Origin of the sequence: Streptomyces mirabilis (genome assembly GCF_039503195.1) — a bacterium.
Taxonomy (GTDB): Bacteria; Actinomycetota; Actinomycetes; order Streptomycetales; family Streptomycetaceae; genus Streptomyces; species Streptomyces mirabilis_D.
This window is the reverse complement of the sequence record NZ_JBCJKP010000001.1, coordinates 6,740,977-6,759,281: the sequence shown is the minus strand read 5'-3', so window position 1 is coordinate 6,759,281 and position 18,305 is coordinate 6,740,977. Positions and strand designations below refer to the sequence as shown.

Genomic DNA, 18,305 nt, shown 5'->3' with positions numbered 1-18,305 from the left:
GCAGTCGGCCCTTCACTTGTTGAGGGATTCGTGAAAGCGTTCACATTCACAAGCAACGTGCATGTAATACCAAGGAGAGGTAGCAGCCATGGACTGGCGTCACAACGCCGTTTGCCGCGAGGAAGACCCCGAGCTCTTCTTCCCCATCGGCAACACCGGTCCTGCGCTGCTGCAGATCGAGGAAGCCAAGGCCGTCTGCCGCCGCTGCCCCGTCATGGAGCAGTGCCTGCAGTGGGCGCTCGAGTCCGGCCAGGACTCCGGCGTCTGGGGTGGCCTCAGCGAGGACGAGCGCCGCGCGATGAAGCGCCGTGCCGCCCGCAACCGGGCCCGTCAGGCCACCGCCTGACACCCCACCCCGTAACGAGCCTGAGCCCGGCGGCGCGTACAGCGAGTACGCATCTCCCGCCCCCGAGCCGCAGCGCGCAGTACCCCCGATGCGCATAGCAACGTAAGCAGTGGCCCCGGACCTTCTGGTCCGGGGCCACTGTCATGCGCGAGGTGTGGGTGCGTCAGATACTTCTGCTGGTACTTCTGCTCGCGCCCCTACGTGTACTCCTACTTGTGCGCCCGCACCGGAATGTCCAGGATGACCTGCGTGCCGCGCTCCGGGGCCGCCACCATGTCGAAGCTGCCCCCCAACTCGCCTTCCACCAGCGTCCGTACGATTTGCAGCCCGAGGTTGCCCGAGCGGTGCGGGTCGAAACCCTCCGGGAGACCGACCCCGTCGTCCTGGACGGTGACCAGCAGGCGGGCGTCCTTGCTGGTGCCTCCGCGCACCGCCGAGACCTCGACCGTGCCCCGGTCGCCCTCGCGGAAGCCGTGCTCCAGCGCGTTCTGCAGGATCTCGGTGAGCACCATGGAGAGCGGGGTGGCGACCTCGGCGTCGAGTATGCCGAAGCGGCCGGTACGGCGGCCGGTGACCTTGCCGGGTGAGATCTCGGCGACCATGGCGAGCACCCGGTCGGCGATCTCGTCGAACTCCACCCGCTCGTCCAGGTTCTGAGACAGCGTCTCATGCACGATGGCGATCGAGCCGACCCGCCGGACGGCCTCCTCCAGGGCCTCACGGCCGCGCTCCGACTCGATGCGCCGGGCCTGGAGCCGCAGCAGCGCCGCCACCGTCTGGAGGTTGTTCTTGACCCGGTGGTGGATCTCCCGGATGGTCGCGTCCTTCGTGATCAACTCGCGTTCGCGGCGGCGCAGTTCGGTCACATCACGCAGCAGGACGAGCGAACCGACCCGGGTGCCCTTGGGCTTGAGCGGGATCGCACGCAGCTGGATCACCCCGTCGGCGCTCTCGATCTCGAACTCGCGGGGTGCCCAGCCGCTGGCGACCTTGGACAGGGCCTCGTCCACCGGACCGCGGGACGGGGCGAGTTCGGCGGTGGTCACACCGAGGTGGTGGCCCACCAGGTCGGAGGCGAGGCCGAGGCGGTGGTACGCGGACAGCGCGTTCGGGGACGCGTACTGGACGATGCCCTCGGCGTCCAGGCGGATCAGTCCGTCGCCGACCCGCGGGGAGGCGTCCATGTCGACCTGCTGGCCGGAGAACGGGAAGGAGCCGGCGGCGATCATCTGGGCGAGGTCGGACGCGCTCTGGAGGTACGTGAGCTCCAGCCGGCTCGGGGTGCGCACAGTGAGGAGATTGGTGTTGCGCGCGATGACACCGAGGACGCGCCCCTCCCGCCGTACCGGAATGGACTCGACCCGTACCGGCACCTCCTCGCGCCACTCGGGATCGCCCTCGCGCACGATCCGGCCCTCGTCCAGCGCGGCGTCCAGCAGCGGACGACGGCCGCGTGGGACGAGGTGGCCGACCATGTCGTCCTGGTACGAGGTCGGGCCGGTGTTGGGCCGCATCTGCGCGACGGAGACATAGCGGGTGCCGTCGCGGGTGGGAACCCACAGCACGAGGTCGGCGAAGGAGAGGTCGGAGAGCAACTGCCACTCCGAGACCAGCAGATGCAACCACTCGAGATCGGAGTCACCGAGAGCGGTGTGCTGGCGGACGAGGTCGTTCATGGAGGGCACATCTGCGAGCGTACCTGGGGCTTTGGCCCGGCTCCGAAAACACCCGCGGGCCGCGGCGCCTGGGAGGGACCCTCAACCCTCCCGGCACCGCAGCCCGGAGCAGCAACGGCCGCGGGGTGTGCGGTCCCGGTCGGCCGAAGGAGAGGACCCGGAGCAGTCAGGGCAGAGAGCGCCGGTTCCTCGGTCCGCCTTCCTGTGCGGGGAAGACGGATGCTTGTGTGGATCAACGCCTCGCCGTAAGCGACGCTTCGTCGATCGAAGGCTTTACCTGCACATTGTGGACTAGACCACGTGCCGCGTCCATGCGCCGGCGGATGTTAGTTGTTGTCTCTTTTTCGAACTTCCAACAGCATCCACCACGCAGACTAGCCCGGTTCGGCCCCCGGTGGGGGCCGGATCGGCTCATGAACAAGGCCGGATCACCTTGGCCTCGTCCACCCGTCCGGGGGCGCGTCGGTCAGCGGGTCTCGGTCACCTTCGCCAGGGCGCGCGGCGCGTCCGGGTCCTGGCCGCGGGCGATGGTGACCTCGTAGGCCAGGAGCTGGAGCGGGAGGATCTCAAGGATCGGCTGAAGCTCCTCGGCCACCCCCTCGGTGGGCAGGACGAACCCGCCCGAGGCCTGCTCCACCTGGGCCCGGGGGCCGATGACGACCAGGTCGGCGCCGCGCCCGCGCAGCCGGTCGAGCACGGGCTGGAGCGCCTCGCCGCCCTTGCCGTCGGTGACGACCGCGATGACCGGGGAGATGTTGTCGACCATGGCGAGGGGGCCGTGCAGCAGATCGGCGCCGGAGTACGAGAGGGCCGGGATGTAGCTGGTCTCCATCAGCTTCAGAGCGGCTTCCTTGGCCGTGGGGTAGCCGTAGCCGCGCGAGGTGATCACCATGCGCTCGGCGAAGCGGTAGCGGGAGGCGAGCGTGCGGATCTCGTCCTGGCGGGTGAGGAGGTGCGCGGCGAGGTCGGGCAGCGCCTTGGCCGCGGCGCCGTCGCCGCCGCGCAGTCCTTCGACGAAGAGATAGAGGGTGAGGAGGGAGGCCGTGTAGGTCTTGGTGGCGGGCAGGGCCTTCTCGGGTCCGGCCATGATGTCGAGGTGGTACTCGGAGACGGCCGCCAGCGGTGAGTCCGGGTTGTTGGTGACCGCGAGCGTGATGGCGCCGGCCTCACGGGCGGCCCGGGTCGAGGCGACCAGGTCCGGGGAGCCGCCGGACTGGCTGACGGTGACGACCAGGACGTCGGTGAGATCGGGCCGCGCGCCGTACGCCGTGGTCGTCGACATCGAGGTGAGCCCGCACGGCAGGCCCAGCTGGATCTCCAGCAGGTACTTCGCGTACAGGGCGGCGTTGTCGGAGGTGCCGCGGGCGGTGAGCAGTACGAAGCGGGGCTCGCGGGCCGCGATCTGCCGGGCCACTTCCTGGATCCGCGGTGCGCCCGCCTCCAGGATCCGGCGCAGCACGTCGGGCTGCTCGGCCATCTCGCGGGCCATGATCCGACCCGGGCGGTCGTCGCCGGTCCGGGGGTCCGGGGTAGGGGCGGACATGGGGCCTCCTGGGGACGTCCGGTCGTACGCGTCGACCGTGGCCGATACGGGGTGGTACGGGCGGTGCGGGGTGGTACGGGCGGTACCGGGTAGTGCGTGCGGTGCGATCTCGAGGATCGGTATCAGCATCTCATCGCCTGTGTGGGCAGGGCTTTGTCGGGTGTGCCGTTACCCATGGGGGTGTCGAGCGGGCGTCCGGGCGGCGGGCCTGGACGCGTCGTGAAACCGTGACGGGCCGCGGAGGGGACTCCTTTGCTAGATTGGTCTACACCACATGTGTTCCCTCACGGTTCCCGGCGAGTCACTCTCCAGATCGGCAGGCCCAGCGTGGAAGTTGTCATCGTTCCCGACGCCAAGGCGGGCGGCGAGCTGATCGCCGAGGCCATGGCGGAGCTGCTCCGGCGCAAGCCCGACGCTCTGCTCGGCGTGGCCACCGGCTCGACGCCGCTGCCCATCTACCAGGCGCTGGCGGCGAAGGTCGGCTCCGGTGCCGTGGACGCCTCGCGGGCGCGGGTCGCCCAGCTCGACGAGTACGTGGGACTGCCGGCCGAGCACCCCGAGTCGTACCGTTCGGTGCTGCGACGCGAGGTGCTCGAACCGCTGGGGCTGGGCATGGACGCGTTCCTGGGCCCGGACGGCACCGCCGAGGACGTGCAGGCCGCGTGCCAGGCGTACGACAGGGCGCTGGCCACGGCCGGTGGCGTCGACCTCCAGCTGCTCGGGATCGGCACCGACGGGCACATCGGGTTCAACGAGCCCTGCTCCTCGCTCGCCTCGCGGACCCGGATCAAGACGCTGACCGAGCAGACCAGGGTCGACAACGCGCGGTTCTTCGAGGGCGACATCGAGCAGGTGCCGCACCACGTCATCACCCAGGGCATCGGCACGATCCTGGAGGCGCGGCATCTCGTCCTGCTGGCCACGGGTGAGGGCAAGGCGGACGCGGTCGCGGCGACCGTGGAGGGGCCGGTGGCCGCGGTGTGCCCCGCCTCGGCGCTCCAGCTCCACCCGCACGCGACGGTCGTCGTGGACGAGGCCGCCGCGTCCAAGCTGAAGCTGGCGGACTACTTCCGCCACACGTTCGCGAACAAGCCGGACTGGCAGGGGATCTGACCCCGAGGGGGCGAAGAAGAACACGCAAGGGAAGAAGAAGGAAGGTGCCGGGCCCCTGGGGTCCGGCACCTTCCTTCTTCTTGTCCTGCGTGCTCCTCCTCGCGGGCCGTCACTCCCCCGCGATGACCTCCGCCGCCGCCCGGCCGCACACCCTCGCCGCGCCGTGCGTGGCGATGTGGAGGGCGCCCCGGGGCGGGGCCTGGGGGACGCCCATCTCGACCACGATCGTGTCGGGGCGTTCCCTCAACAGCGTGTCCAGGGCGGCCGCCATCCAGGGGTGGCGGTGTTCGTCGCGGACGACGGCGACGACGCGGCGGCTGCCCGCGGCGGCCAGGGCCGCCGTCGCCGCCCCCTCCCCGCGAAGCTGCCCGTCTCCGTGCCGGGCAGCAGCCTGGCCAGTTCCGCGGCCACGCCCCAGGGGGTCTCGTCCCCGACGGCGATGTTCGCCACGGGGGTGAAGGCGGCGACGAACGGCGCCGCGCCCACCGGCTCGTACGACGGCGCGCGTGTCACCGCCAGTGCGCGCCGGGCGGCGACGAGCCCCACGTCGGCCGGCTCCCGCTCGGCGGCGGGCGGAGCCGCGGAGGCCGCCGCCGTCCAACCGGCCAGCGCCCGTACCCGCTCCGCCGCGTCCGCGAGGCGCTCCTCGGGGAGTTCACCGGTGCGCACCGCCGTGACAAGGGCGTCGCGCAGGCGCCGTACCGTCTCGTCGTCCGCGAGCCCGCCGCCCACGCAGATCGCGTCCGCGCCGGCCGCGATGGCGAGGACGCTGCCCCGCTCGATGCCGTACGTCCCGGCGATGGCCTGCATCTCCATGCCGTCGGTCACGATGAGGCCGTCGTAGCCGAGTTCCTCGCGGAGCAGGCCGGTGAGGATGCGGCGGGAGAGGGTGGCCGGGCGGTCCGGGTCCAGCGCCGGGACCAGGATGTGCGCGCTCATCACGGCGCGTGTGCCCGCGGCGATCGCGGCGCGGAACGGGGCGAGTTCGCGGGCCTCGATGACCGAGAGGTCGGCGTCGATGCGCGGCAGCGCGTGGTGCGAGTCGACCGCCGTGTCGCCGTGGCCGGGGAAGTGCTTGGTGCAGGCCGCGACGCCCGCGGACTGGAGCCCGGTGACGTAGGCGGCGGTGTGCCGGGCCACCAGGTCGGTGTCGGCGCCGAAGGACCGTACGCCGATGACCGGGTTGTCGGGATTGGAGTTCACGTCCGCGGAGGGGGCCCAGTTCAGGTTCACCCCGCAGGCCGCGAGGCGGTGGCCGAGTGCCGAGGCCACCTCGCGCGTCAGCTCCACGTCGTCGACCGCGCCCAGCGCGTGGTTGCCGGGGTAGGAGGAGCCGGCGCGGACCTCGAGGCGGGTGACGTCGCCGCCCTCCTCGTCGATGGCGACCAGGACGTCGTCGCGCTCCGCGCGCAACTGGGCGGTCAGGGCCGCGAGCTGTTCGGGAGAGGCGATGTTCCGGCCGAACAGGCCGACGGCGGCGAGCCCTTCGCCGAGGCGGCGCAGCAGCCAGTCGGGGGCGGTGGTTCCGGTGAAGCCGGGCTGGAGGACGGTGAGCGCGTCGCGTGCCAAGCCGTTCCGGCCGGAAGAGGACGCGGTCGTACCACTGGCGAGTGTCGTCATCGGGTGGCGTTATCCCTTCACGGCGCCCGCGGTCAGCCCCGCGGCCATCTTGCGCTGGACGATGAGGAAGAGCACGACGATCGGCACGGCCATCATCGTGGCGCCGGCCATCATCGGGGCGTACTCGGTGCCGTGCTTGGTGGTGAAGTTGCCGAGCCAGACGGTGGCGGTCTGGTGCTCCTGGCTCATGAGCATCAGGGCGTAGATGTACTCGTTCCAGGCCTGGATGAACGCGTACACGGACGTGGCGACCATGCCGGGCGCGAGCAGCGGGAAGACCACCCGTATGAAGGCTCCGGTGCGCGAGCAGCCGTCGACCATGGCCGCCTCCTCCAGCTCCTTCGGGATGTTGACGATGAAGCCGCGCAGCGTCCACACCGTGAAGGGGAGGATGAAGGTCAGGTACGTGATGATCAGGCCGGTGAGCTTGTCGTACTGATTCAGGTCGTTGAGCAGCAGGAAGACCGGGATGATCATGGCGACCAGCGGGATCATCTGGACCGCGAGGATGCCGACGATCACGATCTTGCGGCCGCGGAAGGCGAAGCGGGAGATGGCCAGCGCGGCCAGCATCCCCACCACGACGCCGATCACGACGACCGACAGGGAGACGATCAGGCTGCGGCCGACGGGGCCCCAGAAGTCCGCGATGTCCAGCGCGCGACGGAAGTTGTCGAGCGTGAGCCCCGTGGGCAACAGGCTCGGGTCCGGGTCGATGGCGTCCTTCGCCGGCTTGAACGCCGTGTTCAGCATCCAGTAGACGGGGAAGCCCGCGGTGACGAAGACGAGGAGGCCGAGGAGGTTCCAGCCGAGCTTGGACTTCCCCCGGCGCCGGCCCGCCGTGGCGAGGGTGCTCATTCGACCTCTCCGATCTGCAGCATCTGACGCATGTACACGGCGACCACGCCCAGCAGCAACAGCACGGTCAGCAGGGCGATCGCCGACCCCTGCGCGTAGTCGTTGACGACGAAGGCGCGGTCGTAGGAGTACGTGGTGAGCAGTTGGAACTCCGCCTCCGGGTGGCCGCCCCGCATCACGAAGACCTGCGGGAAGACGCCCATGTCCCAGATGACGGAGAGCGTCGTGAGCATCACGACGATGGGCTTGAGGAACGGGAGCGTGACGTAACGGAAGACACCCCAGGCGCCGGCACCGTCCAGCCGGGCCGCCTCCTCCAGTTCGCTCGGCACCTGGGTCAGCCCCGCGCTGAGCGTGATGACGACGAAGGGCACCGCGCCCCACACCACCAGGAGCATGATCACGGCCAGTCCCTGGGGACCGCTGGCGAACCAGTTGTGGCCGATCATGTCGACGCCCGGCAGCTTGCTCAGCAGCGCGTTGAAGACGCCGTAGTCGGAGTCGAAGAGCCACTTGAAGACGGTGGTGGCCACGATGATGGGCATGCCCCAGCTGGCCACCAGCGCGATGTTGATCAGCGTCTTCACCCAGCCCGAGACACGCTGGAGGAGCAGCGCGATCAGCATGCCGATGACCATGGTGAAGACGACGGACCCGACGGCGAAGACGATCGTGCGGACGACGACCGTCCAGAACTCGCTGTCGCCCAGCACCTCGCCGAAGTTGTCGAAGCCGACCGACTCGGCCGGCTGGAAGCCCCACAGCTGGGACTGTCCGAACTTCTGGAAGGAGAGGGTGACCAGGCGGACCAGGGGATAGCCCATGACCAGCGCGAGGATCAGCAGACAGGGCGCGAGCAGGGCCCAGGGGACCGCCCCTCCGCCCGAGGTCCGCCTTCTGCGTGGCGCCTTGGGGACGGCCGGTGGCGGTGCCTGCCGCGGCGGCGGCACCTTGGCGGGGGTGGTCGTGTCTGCGGCACTCATCGCGCGCTCCTCAGCGGTCCCTCAGGTCGTACGTGGTCGAAGCCCCGCACGGGGTCGTACGCGGGGCAGGCCCCACACGGTCGAACACAGGCGAAACACGCCCGGGCCGTGCGCGGCCGGCGCCTCGCACGGTCGTACGCGGCCCGGCTCCGCACGGTCTGCGCGGGGGCGGACCCTCGCGATCCCACACGGGGCGGACCTTCGCGGTCGTACAGGGTCCAGGACCCGGTGCGGTCGCATCCGGGCGAAAGCCGCCCGGGACGCACACGCCCCGAACCCCGCACGGTGGTGCACAGTCCGAGCCCCGCACGGTCGTGCGCAGTTCGAACCCCGCACGGTCGTGCACGGCCCGAGCCCCGAGCAGGTCGTCCACCGGGGCCGACCCTCTCGGTCGTACGCGGCCCCAACCCCGCACGTCGTGCACGGGGGCGGACCCCCGCGGTCGTACGCGGGCCGAGCCCGCGCAGGTCATGCATGGGGGCGGGCCCCCGCGGTCGTACGCGGGGCGCTCGCCGGGGCGGGCTCTCGGTCGTGCGCGAGGCGGCCCGGCCGGTCCTGCCCCGCCCTGGTCGGTCCAGTTCGGTCCGAGTCAGGGGCGGGTCGTGCGTGGTCCGAACCCGGTGCGGTCGGTTCCGGTCGGGGGCCGCCCGGGTCGTGGACCGGCCGGACCCACCCGGCCCGCCCTCGCACGGTCGTACGCGGCGGGGGCCCCGCGCGGTCGTACGTCGCCGGGTCCCGCGCGTCGTGCGGGAAGCGGCTGGAACCCGGGCCCGAAGAGGACCCCGGCAGGCGTGCCCAGGAACATCCCTGGAACGTCCCGGGATCGCCCCGACGTACTCGGACGTACCCCCAGAGGCACACCCCGGACGCCCCCCGGGGCGGACCCTGGGCGCACCCCGGGTGAAGCCCCGGACACGCCCCGGGGTCCCACCACGCCCCGCGCTCACGTCACTTGGTGTTGATGACCTTGTCGATCGCGGCGTCCGCATCCTTCGCGGCGGCCTCGACCGACTTCTTGCCGGTGCCGATGTTCTGCAGCATGGTCTGCAGGACCTGGGCCTTCTCGACCTGGCCCCAGCCGGGAGCCATCGGCACGAACCAGTTGGACTCGGCCGCGGTGGCCGGAACCACGGTCGCCGGGTCGTTCTTGAGGGTGGCGAGGTCGGTCTTGTTGTTGGGCAGGTTGCCCTTGGCCATCAGACCCTTCTGACCGGCGGAGCCCGTGAAGGCGTTGATCCACTCGGCGGCGAGCGCCTGCGCCTTGGACTTCACCGGGACGGCGAGGTCGGAACCGCCGAGGAAGACGGGGATGTTCTTGCCGGACGGGCCGGGCATCACGAAGTTCTCGAGGTTGCCCTTGAGCTTGCCGGTCTTGTCGTTCTTCGGGTCCTCGGAGGTCGCACCCTCCCACGCGGCGCCGAAGATCATGGCGGACTTGCCCTGGCCGTAGACGATGTAACGGTCGGACTCGTCCTTGGTCTTGTCGCCGTGCATGTACTTGTCGACGATGGTCTTCCAGTCGTTGAGCCCCTTGATGGACTCCGGAGACGACAGGTTGGCCTTCCACTGGCCGCCGTCCTCCTTGGCGATGGAGCCGCCGGCGTCGTAGACGAAGGACATCGCGGCGTACCAGTCGCGCGTCGGCTGGTACCAGGCGCTGAACTTGCTCCCCTCCTTCTTCTGGATCTTGTCCAGGTCGGAGATGAGTTCCGTGTACGTCTTCGGGGGCGTCTTGACACCGACCGAAGCCGCCACGTCCTTGCGCCAGTTGCCGACGCGGCCACCGGCGTAGTACGGCACGCCGTAGGTCTTGCCGTCGTAGGTGACGGAGGCCTTCAGGCCGTCCAGCCACGCGGCCGAGTTGTCGAGCTTCGACGCGTCGATGGGAGCGAAGGCGCCCTTGACCATGTAGCCGAGCATCTCGGTGTTGCCCATCTCGACCACGTCGGGCGCCTTGTCGGTGGCGAGGACCGCGTCGAGCTTGGTGTTCTTGTCCGGCCAGCCGTAGTACTCGTGGTTGATCTTGACGCCGGGGTGCGCCTTCTGCACCGCCGCGTCGGCGGCCTTGACCAGCTCGGGCCAGTTGTTCTGCGCGTCCACCGTGAGCCAGACGGTCAGTGCCTTCGCGTCCGCGCCCTTGTCCGACCCCCCGGACTTGTTGTCGCTGCTCCCGCACGCCGCGATGGAGACCATCATGCCCGCGATACCGATCGCGGCTGCCAGCTTCCGCTTCACGCCACCCTCCTCAGGGATGCCATAAACCCCCCTGCCCACCGCGGTGACACATGCCGAAGCGCTGCCGAGTACTGCCCGTGGGACTGGGACTGGACCAATGGTGTAGACCAGTACGGGGAGCTTGGCCTAGACCTGGAGGGGTGTCAAGGGTGTGTAAGCCCGACTGGTCGTCCGTTATGGGACCTACATATGCAAGGACCTTTAAGTAGGTAAGTGGCATAAACGGCGGGGCCGTTCACCGGCCCCACATGCCTCCCGGTCGACCCGAGTCCACACTATGGACTAGACCAACGGGTACGCCGACGGTATATAGAGGGGATCACGGAGCGTGCGGGGGACACTCGCACACGAAGCCGTGCCACGATGTGAGCCGTGGCCGACGGGATGTCGGTCGCTTCGGCACCCGGAGCCGGGAAGGCAGAGCATGAGCACCGACGTCAGCAGTGCGGAGAACGAGGGTGGGGCCCCCATCCGTACCGCGCGCGTGCCCAAGTACTACCGCCTCAAGAAGCACCTGCTCGACATGACGGAGACACTGCCACCCGGCACGCCCGTACCGCCCGAGCGCACCCTCGCCGCCGAGTTCGACACCTCGCGCACGACCGTGCGCCAGGCCCTCCAGGAACTGGTCGTCGAGGGCCGCCTCGAACGCATCCAGGGCAAGGGCACGTTCGTCGCGAAGCCCAAGGTCTCCCAGGCGCTCCAGCTCACCTCGTACACCGAGGACATGCGCGCCCAGGGCCTTGAACCCACCTCGCAGCTCCTGGACATCGGCTACATCACCGCCGACGACACCCTCGCCGAGCTGCTCGACATCTCGGCCGGCGGCCGGGTGCTGCGCATCGAGCGGCTGCGCCTCGCGAGCGGCGAGCCGATGGCCATCGAGACGACCCACCTCTCCGCGAAGCGCTTCCCCGCCCTGCGCCGCAGCCTGGTGAAGTACACGTCCCTCTACACCGCGCTCGCCGAGGTGTACGACGTCCATCTCGCCGAGGCCGAGGAGACCATCGAGACCTCGCTGGCCACCCCGCGCGAGGCCGGCCTGCTCGGCACCGACGTCGGCCTGCCCATGCTGATGCTCTCCCGGCACTCGCTGGACCGGCAGGGCGAGCCGGTGGAGTGGGTGCGGTCGGTGTACCGGGGCGACCGGTACAAGTTCGTGGCACGGCTCAAGCGCCCGCAGGAGTAGCGCACCTGCCGCGTTGCCCGGACCGAGATACGGACGAGGGGTTCCGCTTGGCTGACGCCGTCGCCTAGATTGCCTGCGCATTGCACAGGTGAACAGCGAGGGGACGGAGTCGCCGTATGTCAGACGTGTCGGACGTGCCAGACGCGCCGAAGGTCGAACCGCCGGTGGTGACACCGATCCGGGTGGTCATCACCCTGTGCCTGATAGCCCCGTTCGTGGCGATGCTGTGGGTCGGCTCCTACGCCAAGACCGACCCGGCGTTCATCGGCATCCCGTTCTTCTACTGGTACCAGATGCTGTGGGTGCTCGTGTCCACGGCGCTCACCGTGACCGCGTACCAGCTGTGGCAGCGTGACCAGCGCGCCCGCGCGTCCCAGGGCGGGGGTGCGGCGAAATGAAGGACGGCGTGAACGGCGTCGCGCTCGGCGTCTTCATCTTCTTCTTCCTGGCCGTCACGGTCATGGGCTTCCTGGCCGCACGCTGGCGCAGGGCGGACGACGAGCACAGCCTCGACGAATGGGGCCTGGGCGGACGGTCGTTCGGCACCTGGGTCACCTGGTTCCTGCTCGGCGGCGACCTCTACACGGCGTACACCTTCGTCGCCGTACCGGCGGCGATCTACGCGGCGGGCGCGGCCGGCTTCTTCGCCGTTCCGTACACGATCCTCGTCTACCCGCTGATCTTCATGTTCCTCCCCCGCCTGTGGTCGGTCTCCCACAAGCACGGGTACGTGACGACCTCGGACTTCGTGCGCGGGCGCTTCGGTTCGAAGGGCCTGTCCCTCGCCGTGGCCGTGACCGGCATCCTCGCGACCATGCCGTACATCGCACTCCAGCTGGTCGGCATCCAGGCCGTCCTGGACGTGATGGGCGTGGGCGGCGGCGAGAACACGAACTGGTTCGTGAAGGACCTTCCGCTCCTCATCGCGTTCGGCGTACTGGCCGCGTACACCTACTCCTCGGGGCTGCGGGCCCCCGCCCTGATCGCGTTCGTGAAGGACACCCTGATCTACATCGTGATCGCGGTGGCCATCATCTACATCCCGATCAAACTGGGCGGGTTCGACGAGATCTTCAAGGCGGCGAGCGACAAGTACACGGCGGCGGGGGCGGGCGGGCTCGTGCCCGCCGAAGCGGGCCAGTGGACGTACGCCACGCTCGCGCTCGGATCGGCGCTCGCGCTGTTCATGTACCCGCACTCGATCACGGCGACGCTCTCCAGCCGCAGCCGTGAGGTGATCCGCCGCAACACCACGATCCTCCCGCTCTACTCCCTGATGCTGGGGCTGCTCGCCCTGCTCGGTTTCATGGCGATCGCGGCCGGGGTCAAGGTCACCAACGGCCAGCTCGCCATACCCCAGCTCTTCGAGAACATGTTCCCGGACTGGTTCGCGGGAGTGGCCTTCGCGGCGATCGGCATCGGAGCGCTCGTCCCGGCGGCCATCATGTCCATCGCGGCCGCGAACCTCTTCACCCGCAACATCTACAAGGACTTCATCAAGCCGGACGCGACCCCGCAGCAGGAGACCAGGGTCTCCAAGCTGGTGTCGCTCCTCGTGAAGGTGGGCGCGCTGGTCTTCGTCCTGACGATGGACAAGACCGTCGCGATCAACTTCCAGCTTCTGGGCGGCATCTGGATCCTCCAGACCTTCCCGGCGCTGGTCGGTGGCCTGTTCACCCGCTGGTTCCACCGCTGGGCGCTGCTCGGGGGCTGGGCGGTGGGCATGCTGTACGGCACGTTCGCCGCGTACGGGGTCGCCTCTCCCACCCAGAAGCACTTCGGCGGCAGCTCGAAGGAGATCCCGGGCATCGGGGAGATCGGCTACATCGGTCTGACGGCCTTCGTCCTGAACGTCGTGGTCAGCGTCGTCCTCACCTTCGCCCTCCGCGCCTTCAACGCGCCGGACGGCGTCGACGAGACGTCTCCGGAGGACTACACGGCGGACGCGGGCGATCCGGGCGTCGAGACGGAGCTTCCCCGGCCACGGCCGGTTCCACCCACTGACCCCGGGGGTCCGCCCCCAGACCCCCGGTTTGCGCGTCGGCTGCGATCACCCCCCACCCGCCCGCAGCCGAAGAACCGCGCCAATCAACCCCCACGGGCCGTCGGACATAAATCCGGCGGCCCGTTCCCGCACCCTGTTGCACACTCACCGGCATGGACATCCGCATCCGACACGCCCACCCCCACGAATACGACCGCATCGGCGAGATCACCGCACAGGCCTACCTCGGCGACGGCCTGCTCGACTTCGGGGAAAGCGACGAGTACCTCGGCGAACTGCGAGACGTGGCGAAACGGGCCACCGCCGCGGAGGTCCTCGTCGCCGTGGACCACGACCACGTCCTCGGCGCCGTGACCTTCGTACCGCGCGGCGGCCCCATGGCCGACATAGCCCGCCCCGGCGAAGCCGAGATCCGGATGCTCGCCGTCGCACACGAGTCCCGCGGCCGAGGCGTCGGCGAGACCCTCGTCCGCGCCTGCGTCGACCACGCACGCGCGACCCCCGGCTGCGTACGCGTCGTGCTCTCCACCCAGCGCACCATGCGCCCCGCCCACCGCATCTACGAACGCCTCGGCTTCACCCGCACCCCCGACCGCGACTGGAACCCGCTCCCGGACCTCGACGACATCACTCTCCTCACCTATGAGTTGACACTCTGACACCGGCACGACACAACATGTGGGGGTGTCACCTCAGCCCGGCACAAGATGTATGCTCATGCTCGCTGTCGCCGCAGGGGAATCCGGTGCAAATCCGGAACTGTCCCGCAACGGTGTACTTGTACGTGTTCGCACACCCGCGCCCACGTACTCGCGTCAGTCCGAGGACCTGCCGACAGCGCGCCCGGCCATCCGGCCCGGGTGCATGACGTCCGGGCCTCGCGGAATGGGCCGGTGGACGCGACGCCGCGTGCGCTCGTGAGCTGCCCTGCCCTCCGCCAGGCCCCGTGCCGAGCGAGGGAGAGCCCCAAGTGACCATCGCGCCAGCCGATCCGGCTTCAGCTACCGCTTTCGCACAGCAGAAGCAGGAGCAGCAGCGGAAGCAGGCCCCGGTGGAGACGGACGGTCCCGGTACCACGCTGCTGCGTACCCTGACCGACCTCACCGCCGACCTCCCCGACGCCGACCCCGGCCGGGTCGCCGCCGCCGCGCTGCGCGGCCGGTCCGCGCACGCGGACGACACGGAGCTGCGCGAACTGGCCACCGAGGCGGCCGCGGGCCTCATCTCCGAGGACCCCGTCTACTCCCGACTGGCGGCCAGGCTGCTGACGATCAGCATCGCGGCGGAGGCCGCCTCGCAGGGCGTCACGTCCTTCTCCGGGTCGATCGCCGCGGGTCACCGCGAGGGCCTGATCGCCGACCGCACGGCGGAGTTCGTCCGGCTGCACACGGCCCGGCTGGACGCGCTGATCGACACCGAAGGCGACGACCGCTTCGGCTACTTCGGCCTGCGCACCCTGCACAGCCGCTATCTGCTCCGGCACCCGATCACCCGCAAGGTCATCGAGACGCCCCAGCACTTCATGCTGCGCGTGGCGTCGGGCCTGGCCGAGGACGACACGAACCGCGCCCTGGACGAGGTCGCGGCGCTCTACGGGCTCATGAGCCGCCTCGACTACCTCCCCTCCTCCCCCACGCTGTTCAACTCCGGTACGCGGCACCCGCAGATGTCGTCCTGCTACCTCCTCGACTCCCCGCTGGACGAGCTGGACTCCATCTACGACCGCTACCACCAGGTGGCCCGCCTCTCGAAGCACGCGGGGGGCATCGGTCTTTCGTACTCCCGGATCCGTTCGCGCGGTTCGCTGATCCGCGGTACGAACGGGCACTCCAACGGGATCGTCCCGTTCCTGAAGACCCTCGACGCCTCGGTCGCCGCGGTGAACCAGGGCGGCCGGCGCAAGGGCGCGGCCGCGGTCTACCTGGAGACCTGGCACTCCGACATCGAGGAGTTCCTGGAGCTGCGCGACAACACCGGTGAGGACGCCCGCCGTACGCACAACCTGAACCTCGCGCACTGGATCCCGGACGAGTTCATGCGCCGGGTCGACACCGACGGGCAGTGGTCCCTCTTCTCTCCCTCCGACGTGCCCGAGCTGGTCGACCTGTGGGGCGACGAGTTCGACGCGGCGTACCGCAGGGCGGAGGCGGCCGGCCTCGCCAAGAAAACCATCCCGGCCCGTGACCTCTACGGCCGCATGATGCGCACCCTCGCGCAGACCGGCAACGGCTGGATGACCTTCAAGGACGCCGCCAACCGCACCGCCAACCAGACGGCGGAGCCGGGCCACACCGTCCACTCCTCGAACCTCTGCACCGAGATCCTGGAGGTCACGGACGACGGGGAGACGGCGGTCTGCAACCTCGGCTCGGTCAACCTCGGCGCCTTCGTGGTCGACGGGGACATCGACTGGGAGCGGCTGGACGAGACGGTCCGTACCGCCGTCACCTTCCTCGACCGTGTCGTCGACATCAACTTCTACCCGACCGAGCAGGCCGGCCGGTCGAACGCGAAGTGGCGGCCCGTCGGCCTCGGCACGATGGGCCTGCAGGACGTCTTCTTCAAGCTGCGCGTCCCCTTCGACTCCCCGCAGGCCAAGGCCCTCTCCACCCGGATCGCCGAGCGGATCATGCTCGCCGCGTACGAGGCCTCGGCCGACCTCGCGGAGCGCAGCGGCCCGCTCCCGGCCTGGGAGAAGACCCGTACGGCCCGTGGCGTCCTGCACCCCGACCACTACGGCGTGGAGCTGACCTGGCCGGAGCGCTGGGCGGCACTGCGGGAACGTATCGCCGCGGTCGGCATGCGCAACTCCCTCCTCCTCGCCATCGCCCCCACCGCCACCATCGCGTCCATCGCGGGCGTGTACGAGTGCATCGAGCCCCAGGTGTCCAACCTGTTCAAGCGCGAGACGCTCTCCGGTGAGTTCCTCCAGGTCAACTCCTACCTGGTGGACGAGCTGAAGAAGCTCGGCGTGTGGGACGCGCAGACCCGCGAGGCGCTGCGCGAGTCCAACGGTTCGGTGCAGGGCTTCACCTGGGTGCCGCAGGACGTCCGCGACCTGTACCGCACGGCCTGGGAGATCCCGCAGCGTGGCCTGATCGACATGGCCGCCGCCCGCACCCCGTTCCTGGACCAGGCGCAGTCCCTGAACCTCTTCCTGGAGACGCCGACCATCGGCAAGCTCTCCTCGATGTACGCGTACGCCTGGAAGTCGGGTCTGAAGACGACGTACTACCTGCGCTCGCGCCCGGCGACCCGTATCGCCCGTGCCGCCCAGGCGCAGGCCCAGCCCGAGAAGACCATCCCCGTGCAGGCGATCCCCGACGAGGACGCCGTCGCCTGCTCCCTTGAGAACCCCGAGTCCTGCGAGGCCTGCCAGTAATGAGCTCCACCGAAAAGAACCTGCTCGACCCGGGCTTCGAACTCACGCTCCGCCCCATGCGCTACCCCGATTTCTACGAGCGCTACCGGGACGCCATCAAGAACACCTGGACCGTGGAGGAGGTCGACCTCCACTCGGACGTGGCCGACCTGGCGAAGCTCTCGCAGGGCGAGCAGCACATGATCGGCCGGCTGGTCGCGTTCTTCGCGACGGGCGACTCGATCGTGTCGAACAACCTCGTGCTGACCCTCTACAAGCACATCAACTCCCCCGAGGCGCGCCTGTATCTCTCCAGGCAGCTGTTCGAGGAAGCGGTCCACGTCCAGTTCTATCTGACCCTGCTGGACACCTACCTTCCCGACCCGGAGGACCGCGCCGCGGCCTTCGACGCCGTCGAGAGCATCCCCTCGATCCGCGAGAAGGCCGAGTTCTGCTTCAAGTGGATGGACTCGGTGGAGAAGCTGGACCGTCTGGAGACCAAGGCGGACCGGCGTCGCTTCCTGCTCAACCTCATCTGCTTCGCCGCGTGCATCGAGGGCCTCTTCTTCTACGGCGCCTTCGCGTACGTCTACTGGTTCCGCAGCCGGGGTCTGCTGCACGGTCTCGCCACCGGCACCAACTGGGTGTTCCGCGACGAGACGATGCACATGTCCTTCGCCTTCGAGGTGGTGGACACCGTGCGCAAGGAGGAGCCGGAGCTCTTCGACGACCAGCTCCAGCAGCAGGTCACCGACATGCTGAGGGAGGCCGTCGAGGCCGAGCTGCAGTTCGCGCGCGACCTGTGCGGTGAGGGTCTGCCGGGCATGAACACCGACTCGATGCGCCAGTACCTGGAGTGCGTGGCCGACCAGCGTCTCCAGCGCCTCGGCTTCGCCCCGGTGTACGGCTCCGAGAACCCCTTCTCCTTCATGGAGCTCCAGGGCGTCCAGGAGCTGACCAACTTCTTCGAGCGCCGCCCCTCGGCGTACCAGGTGGCGGTGGAGGGCTCGGTCGGCTTCGACGAGGACTTCTGACGGACGGGAACGTCCGGCGGTACGAGGACTTCTGACGGTACGACACCGGTGATGCCGGGCCGCATGTCGCGGCCCGGCATCACCGCGTCTCGTCCATGGGCCGTCCATGCACCGTCCATGGACCCCCTATGGGGCGGCAAAGTTCTTCGGGCGTGGCTATCCGGCGTCATTGGCCCCGGCTAGGTTCTGCCCGTCCTGACATGTCACGTACAGCGGCACGACAGGGCGAGCAGTTTGGCATGCCCATGGCACATCCGCACTTCTCTCACGCTACGCGCGTCACGGGCCTGCCACGCAACGCCGAGAACCCCCACTTCCGGCTGTGGAGCCGTGCGCGGCCCT

12 protein-coding genes, 2 pseudogenes and 1 riboswitch are annotated in these 18,305 nt (G+C 69.6%); of the genes and pseudogenes, 8 read left to right on the top strand and 6 right to left on the bottom strand.

Annotated elements, in window-relative coordinates; genetic code table 11:
- Positions 1-88: 88 nt before the first annotated feature.
- Positions 89-346 carry a WhiB family transcriptional regulator gene (locus tag AAFF41_RS31220; RefSeq protein ID WP_006380970.1) on the top strand — a complete coding sequence of 86 codons (258 nt, stop codon included), beginning with the start codon at positions 89-91 and terminating at the stop codon, positions 344-346.
- A 209-nt stretch (positions 347-555) separates the two neighbouring features.
- Here the strand turns inward: AAFF41_RS31220 and AAFF41_RS31215 are convergent, their stop codons facing one another.
- The gene (locus AAFF41_RS31215; protein WP_319746847.1) at positions 556-2,022 is read right to left on the bottom strand and encodes a sensor histidine kinase; all 1,467 of its coding nucleotides are present in this window, start codon (positions 2,020-2,022) and stop codon (positions 556-558) included.
- Positions 2,023-2,488: 466 nt separating this feature from the next.
- On the bottom strand, positions 2,489-3,565 hold the full coding sequence (locus AAFF41_RS31210; RefSeq protein WP_319746410.1) for an SIS domain-containing protein: 1,077 nt from the start codon (positions 3,563-3,565) through the stop codon (positions 2,489-2,491).
- 327 nt (positions 3,566-3,892) lie between these two features.
- Between AAFF41_RS31210 and nagB the strand changes: the two genes are divergently transcribed.
- Positions 3,893-4,678: a glucosamine-6-phosphate deaminase gene (nagB, locus tag AAFF41_RS31205; protein WP_319746412.1), complete on the top strand. Its 786-nt coding sequence runs from the start codon at positions 3,893-3,895 to the stop codon at positions 4,676-4,678.
- Between the two features lie 109 nt (positions 4,679-4,787).
- Here the strand turns inward: nagB and AAFF41_RS31200 are convergent.
- From AAFF41_RS31200 to AAFF41_RS31185, 4 genes and pseudogenes are all read right to left on the bottom strand, one after another.
- Positions 4,788-6,298, bottom strand: a pseudogene (locus AAFF41_RS31200) (glycoside hydrolase family 3 protein).
- A 9-nt stretch (positions 6,299-6,307) separates the two neighbouring features.
- Positions 6,308-7,156, bottom strand: a complete 849-nt coding sequence (locus AAFF41_RS31195) for a carbohydrate ABC transporter permease (protein WP_319746416.1) — start codon at positions 7,154-7,156, stop codon at positions 6,308-6,310.
- Positions 7,153-8,139, bottom strand: a complete 987-nt coding sequence (locus AAFF41_RS31190; RefSeq protein ID WP_319746418.1) for a carbohydrate ABC transporter permease — start codon at positions 8,137-8,139, stop codon at positions 7,153-7,155. Before AAFF41_RS31190 ends, AAFF41_RS31195 begins: the two co-directional genes overlap by 4 nt.
- A 948-nt stretch (positions 8,140-9,087) precedes the next feature.
- Positions 9,088-10,374: an extracellular solute-binding protein gene (locus AAFF41_RS31185; RefSeq protein WP_060901328.1), complete on the bottom strand. Its 1,287-nt coding sequence runs from the start codon at positions 10,372-10,374 to the stop codon at positions 9,088-9,090.
- 424 nt (positions 10,375-10,798) lie between these two features.
- On the opposite strand from AAFF41_RS31185, the gene AAFF41_RS31180 reads away from it, so the two are divergent.
- From AAFF41_RS31180 to AAFF41_RS31155, 6 genes and pseudogenes are all read left to right on the top strand, one after another.
- The gene (locus tag AAFF41_RS31180) at positions 10,799-11,563 is read left to right on the top strand and encodes a GntR family transcriptional regulator (RefSeq protein ID WP_054228140.1); all 765 of its coding nucleotides are present in this window, start codon (positions 10,799-10,801) and stop codon (positions 11,561-11,563) included.
- A gap of 116 nt (positions 11,564-11,679) precedes the next feature.
- The gene (locus tag AAFF41_RS31175; protein WP_319746423.1) at positions 11,680-11,961 is read left to right on the top strand and encodes a DUF3311 domain-containing protein; all 282 of its coding nucleotides are present in this window, start codon (positions 11,680-11,682) and stop codon (positions 11,959-11,961) included.
- Positions 11,958-13,567, top strand: a pseudogene (mctP, locus tag AAFF41_RS31170) (monocarboxylate uptake permease MctP). Before AAFF41_RS31175 ends, mctP begins: the two are co-directional and overlap by 4 nt.
- A 153-nt stretch (positions 13,568-13,720) precedes the next feature.
- Positions 13,721-14,227, top strand: coding sequence for a GNAT family N-acetyltransferase (locus AAFF41_RS31165; RefSeq protein ID WP_319746427.1), 507 nt, complete (start codon positions 13,721-13,723; stop codon positions 14,225-14,227).
- 52 nt (positions 14,228-14,279) lie between these two features.
- A riboswitch (cobalamin riboswitch) is annotated at positions 14,280-14,418 on the top strand.
- A gap of 120 nt (positions 14,419-14,538) precedes the next feature.
- Positions 14,539-16,950 carry a ribonucleoside-diphosphate reductase subunit alpha gene (locus AAFF41_RS31160; RefSeq protein ID WP_425526176.1) on the top strand — a complete coding sequence of 804 codons (2,412 nt, stop codon included), beginning with the start codon at positions 14,539-14,541 and terminating at the stop codon, positions 16,948-16,950.
- Positions 16,950-17,963, top strand: a complete 1,014-nt coding sequence (locus AAFF41_RS31155; RefSeq protein WP_054228144.1) for a ribonucleotide-diphosphate reductase subunit beta — start codon at positions 16,950-16,952, stop codon at positions 17,961-17,963. Before AAFF41_RS31160 ends, AAFF41_RS31155 begins: the two co-directional genes overlap by 1 nt.
- The last annotated feature ends 342 nt before the right edge of the window (positions 17,964-18,305 follow it).

Coding starts and splice junctions, on each gene's coding strand:
- AAFF41_RS31220 (WP_006380970.1), top strand. CDS start 89: ATGGACTGGCGTCACAACGCCGTTTGCCGCGAGGAAGACCCCGAGCTC.
- AAFF41_RS31215 (WP_319746847.1), bottom strand. CDS start 2,022: ATGAACGACCTCGTCCGCCAGCACACCGCTCTCGGTGACTCCGATCTC.
- AAFF41_RS31210 (WP_319746410.1), bottom strand. CDS start 3,565: ATGTCCGCCCCTACCCCGGACCCCCGGACCGGCGACGACCGCCCGGGT.
- AAFF41_RS31195 (WP_319746416.1), bottom strand. CDS start 7,156: ATGAGCACCCTCGCCACGGCGGGCCGGCGCCGGGGGAAGTCCAAGCTC.
- AAFF41_RS31190 (WP_319746418.1), bottom strand. CDS start 8,139: ATGAGTGCCGCAGACACGACCACCCCCGCCAAGGTGCCGCCGCCGCGG.
- AAFF41_RS31180 (WP_054228140.1), top strand. CDS start 10,799: ATGAGCACCGACGTCAGCAGTGCGGAGAACGAGGGTGGGGCCCCCATC.
- AAFF41_RS31175 (WP_319746423.1), top strand. CDS start 11,680: ATGTCAGACGTGTCGGACGTGCCAGACGCGCCGAAGGTCGAACCGCCG.
- AAFF41_RS31165 (WP_319746427.1), top strand. CDS start 13,721: ATGGACATCCGCATCCGACACGCCCACCCCCACGAATACGACCGCATC.
- AAFF41_RS31155 (WP_054228144.1), top strand. CDS start 16,950: ATGAGCTCCACCGAAAAGAACCTGCTCGACCCGGGCTTCGAACTCACG.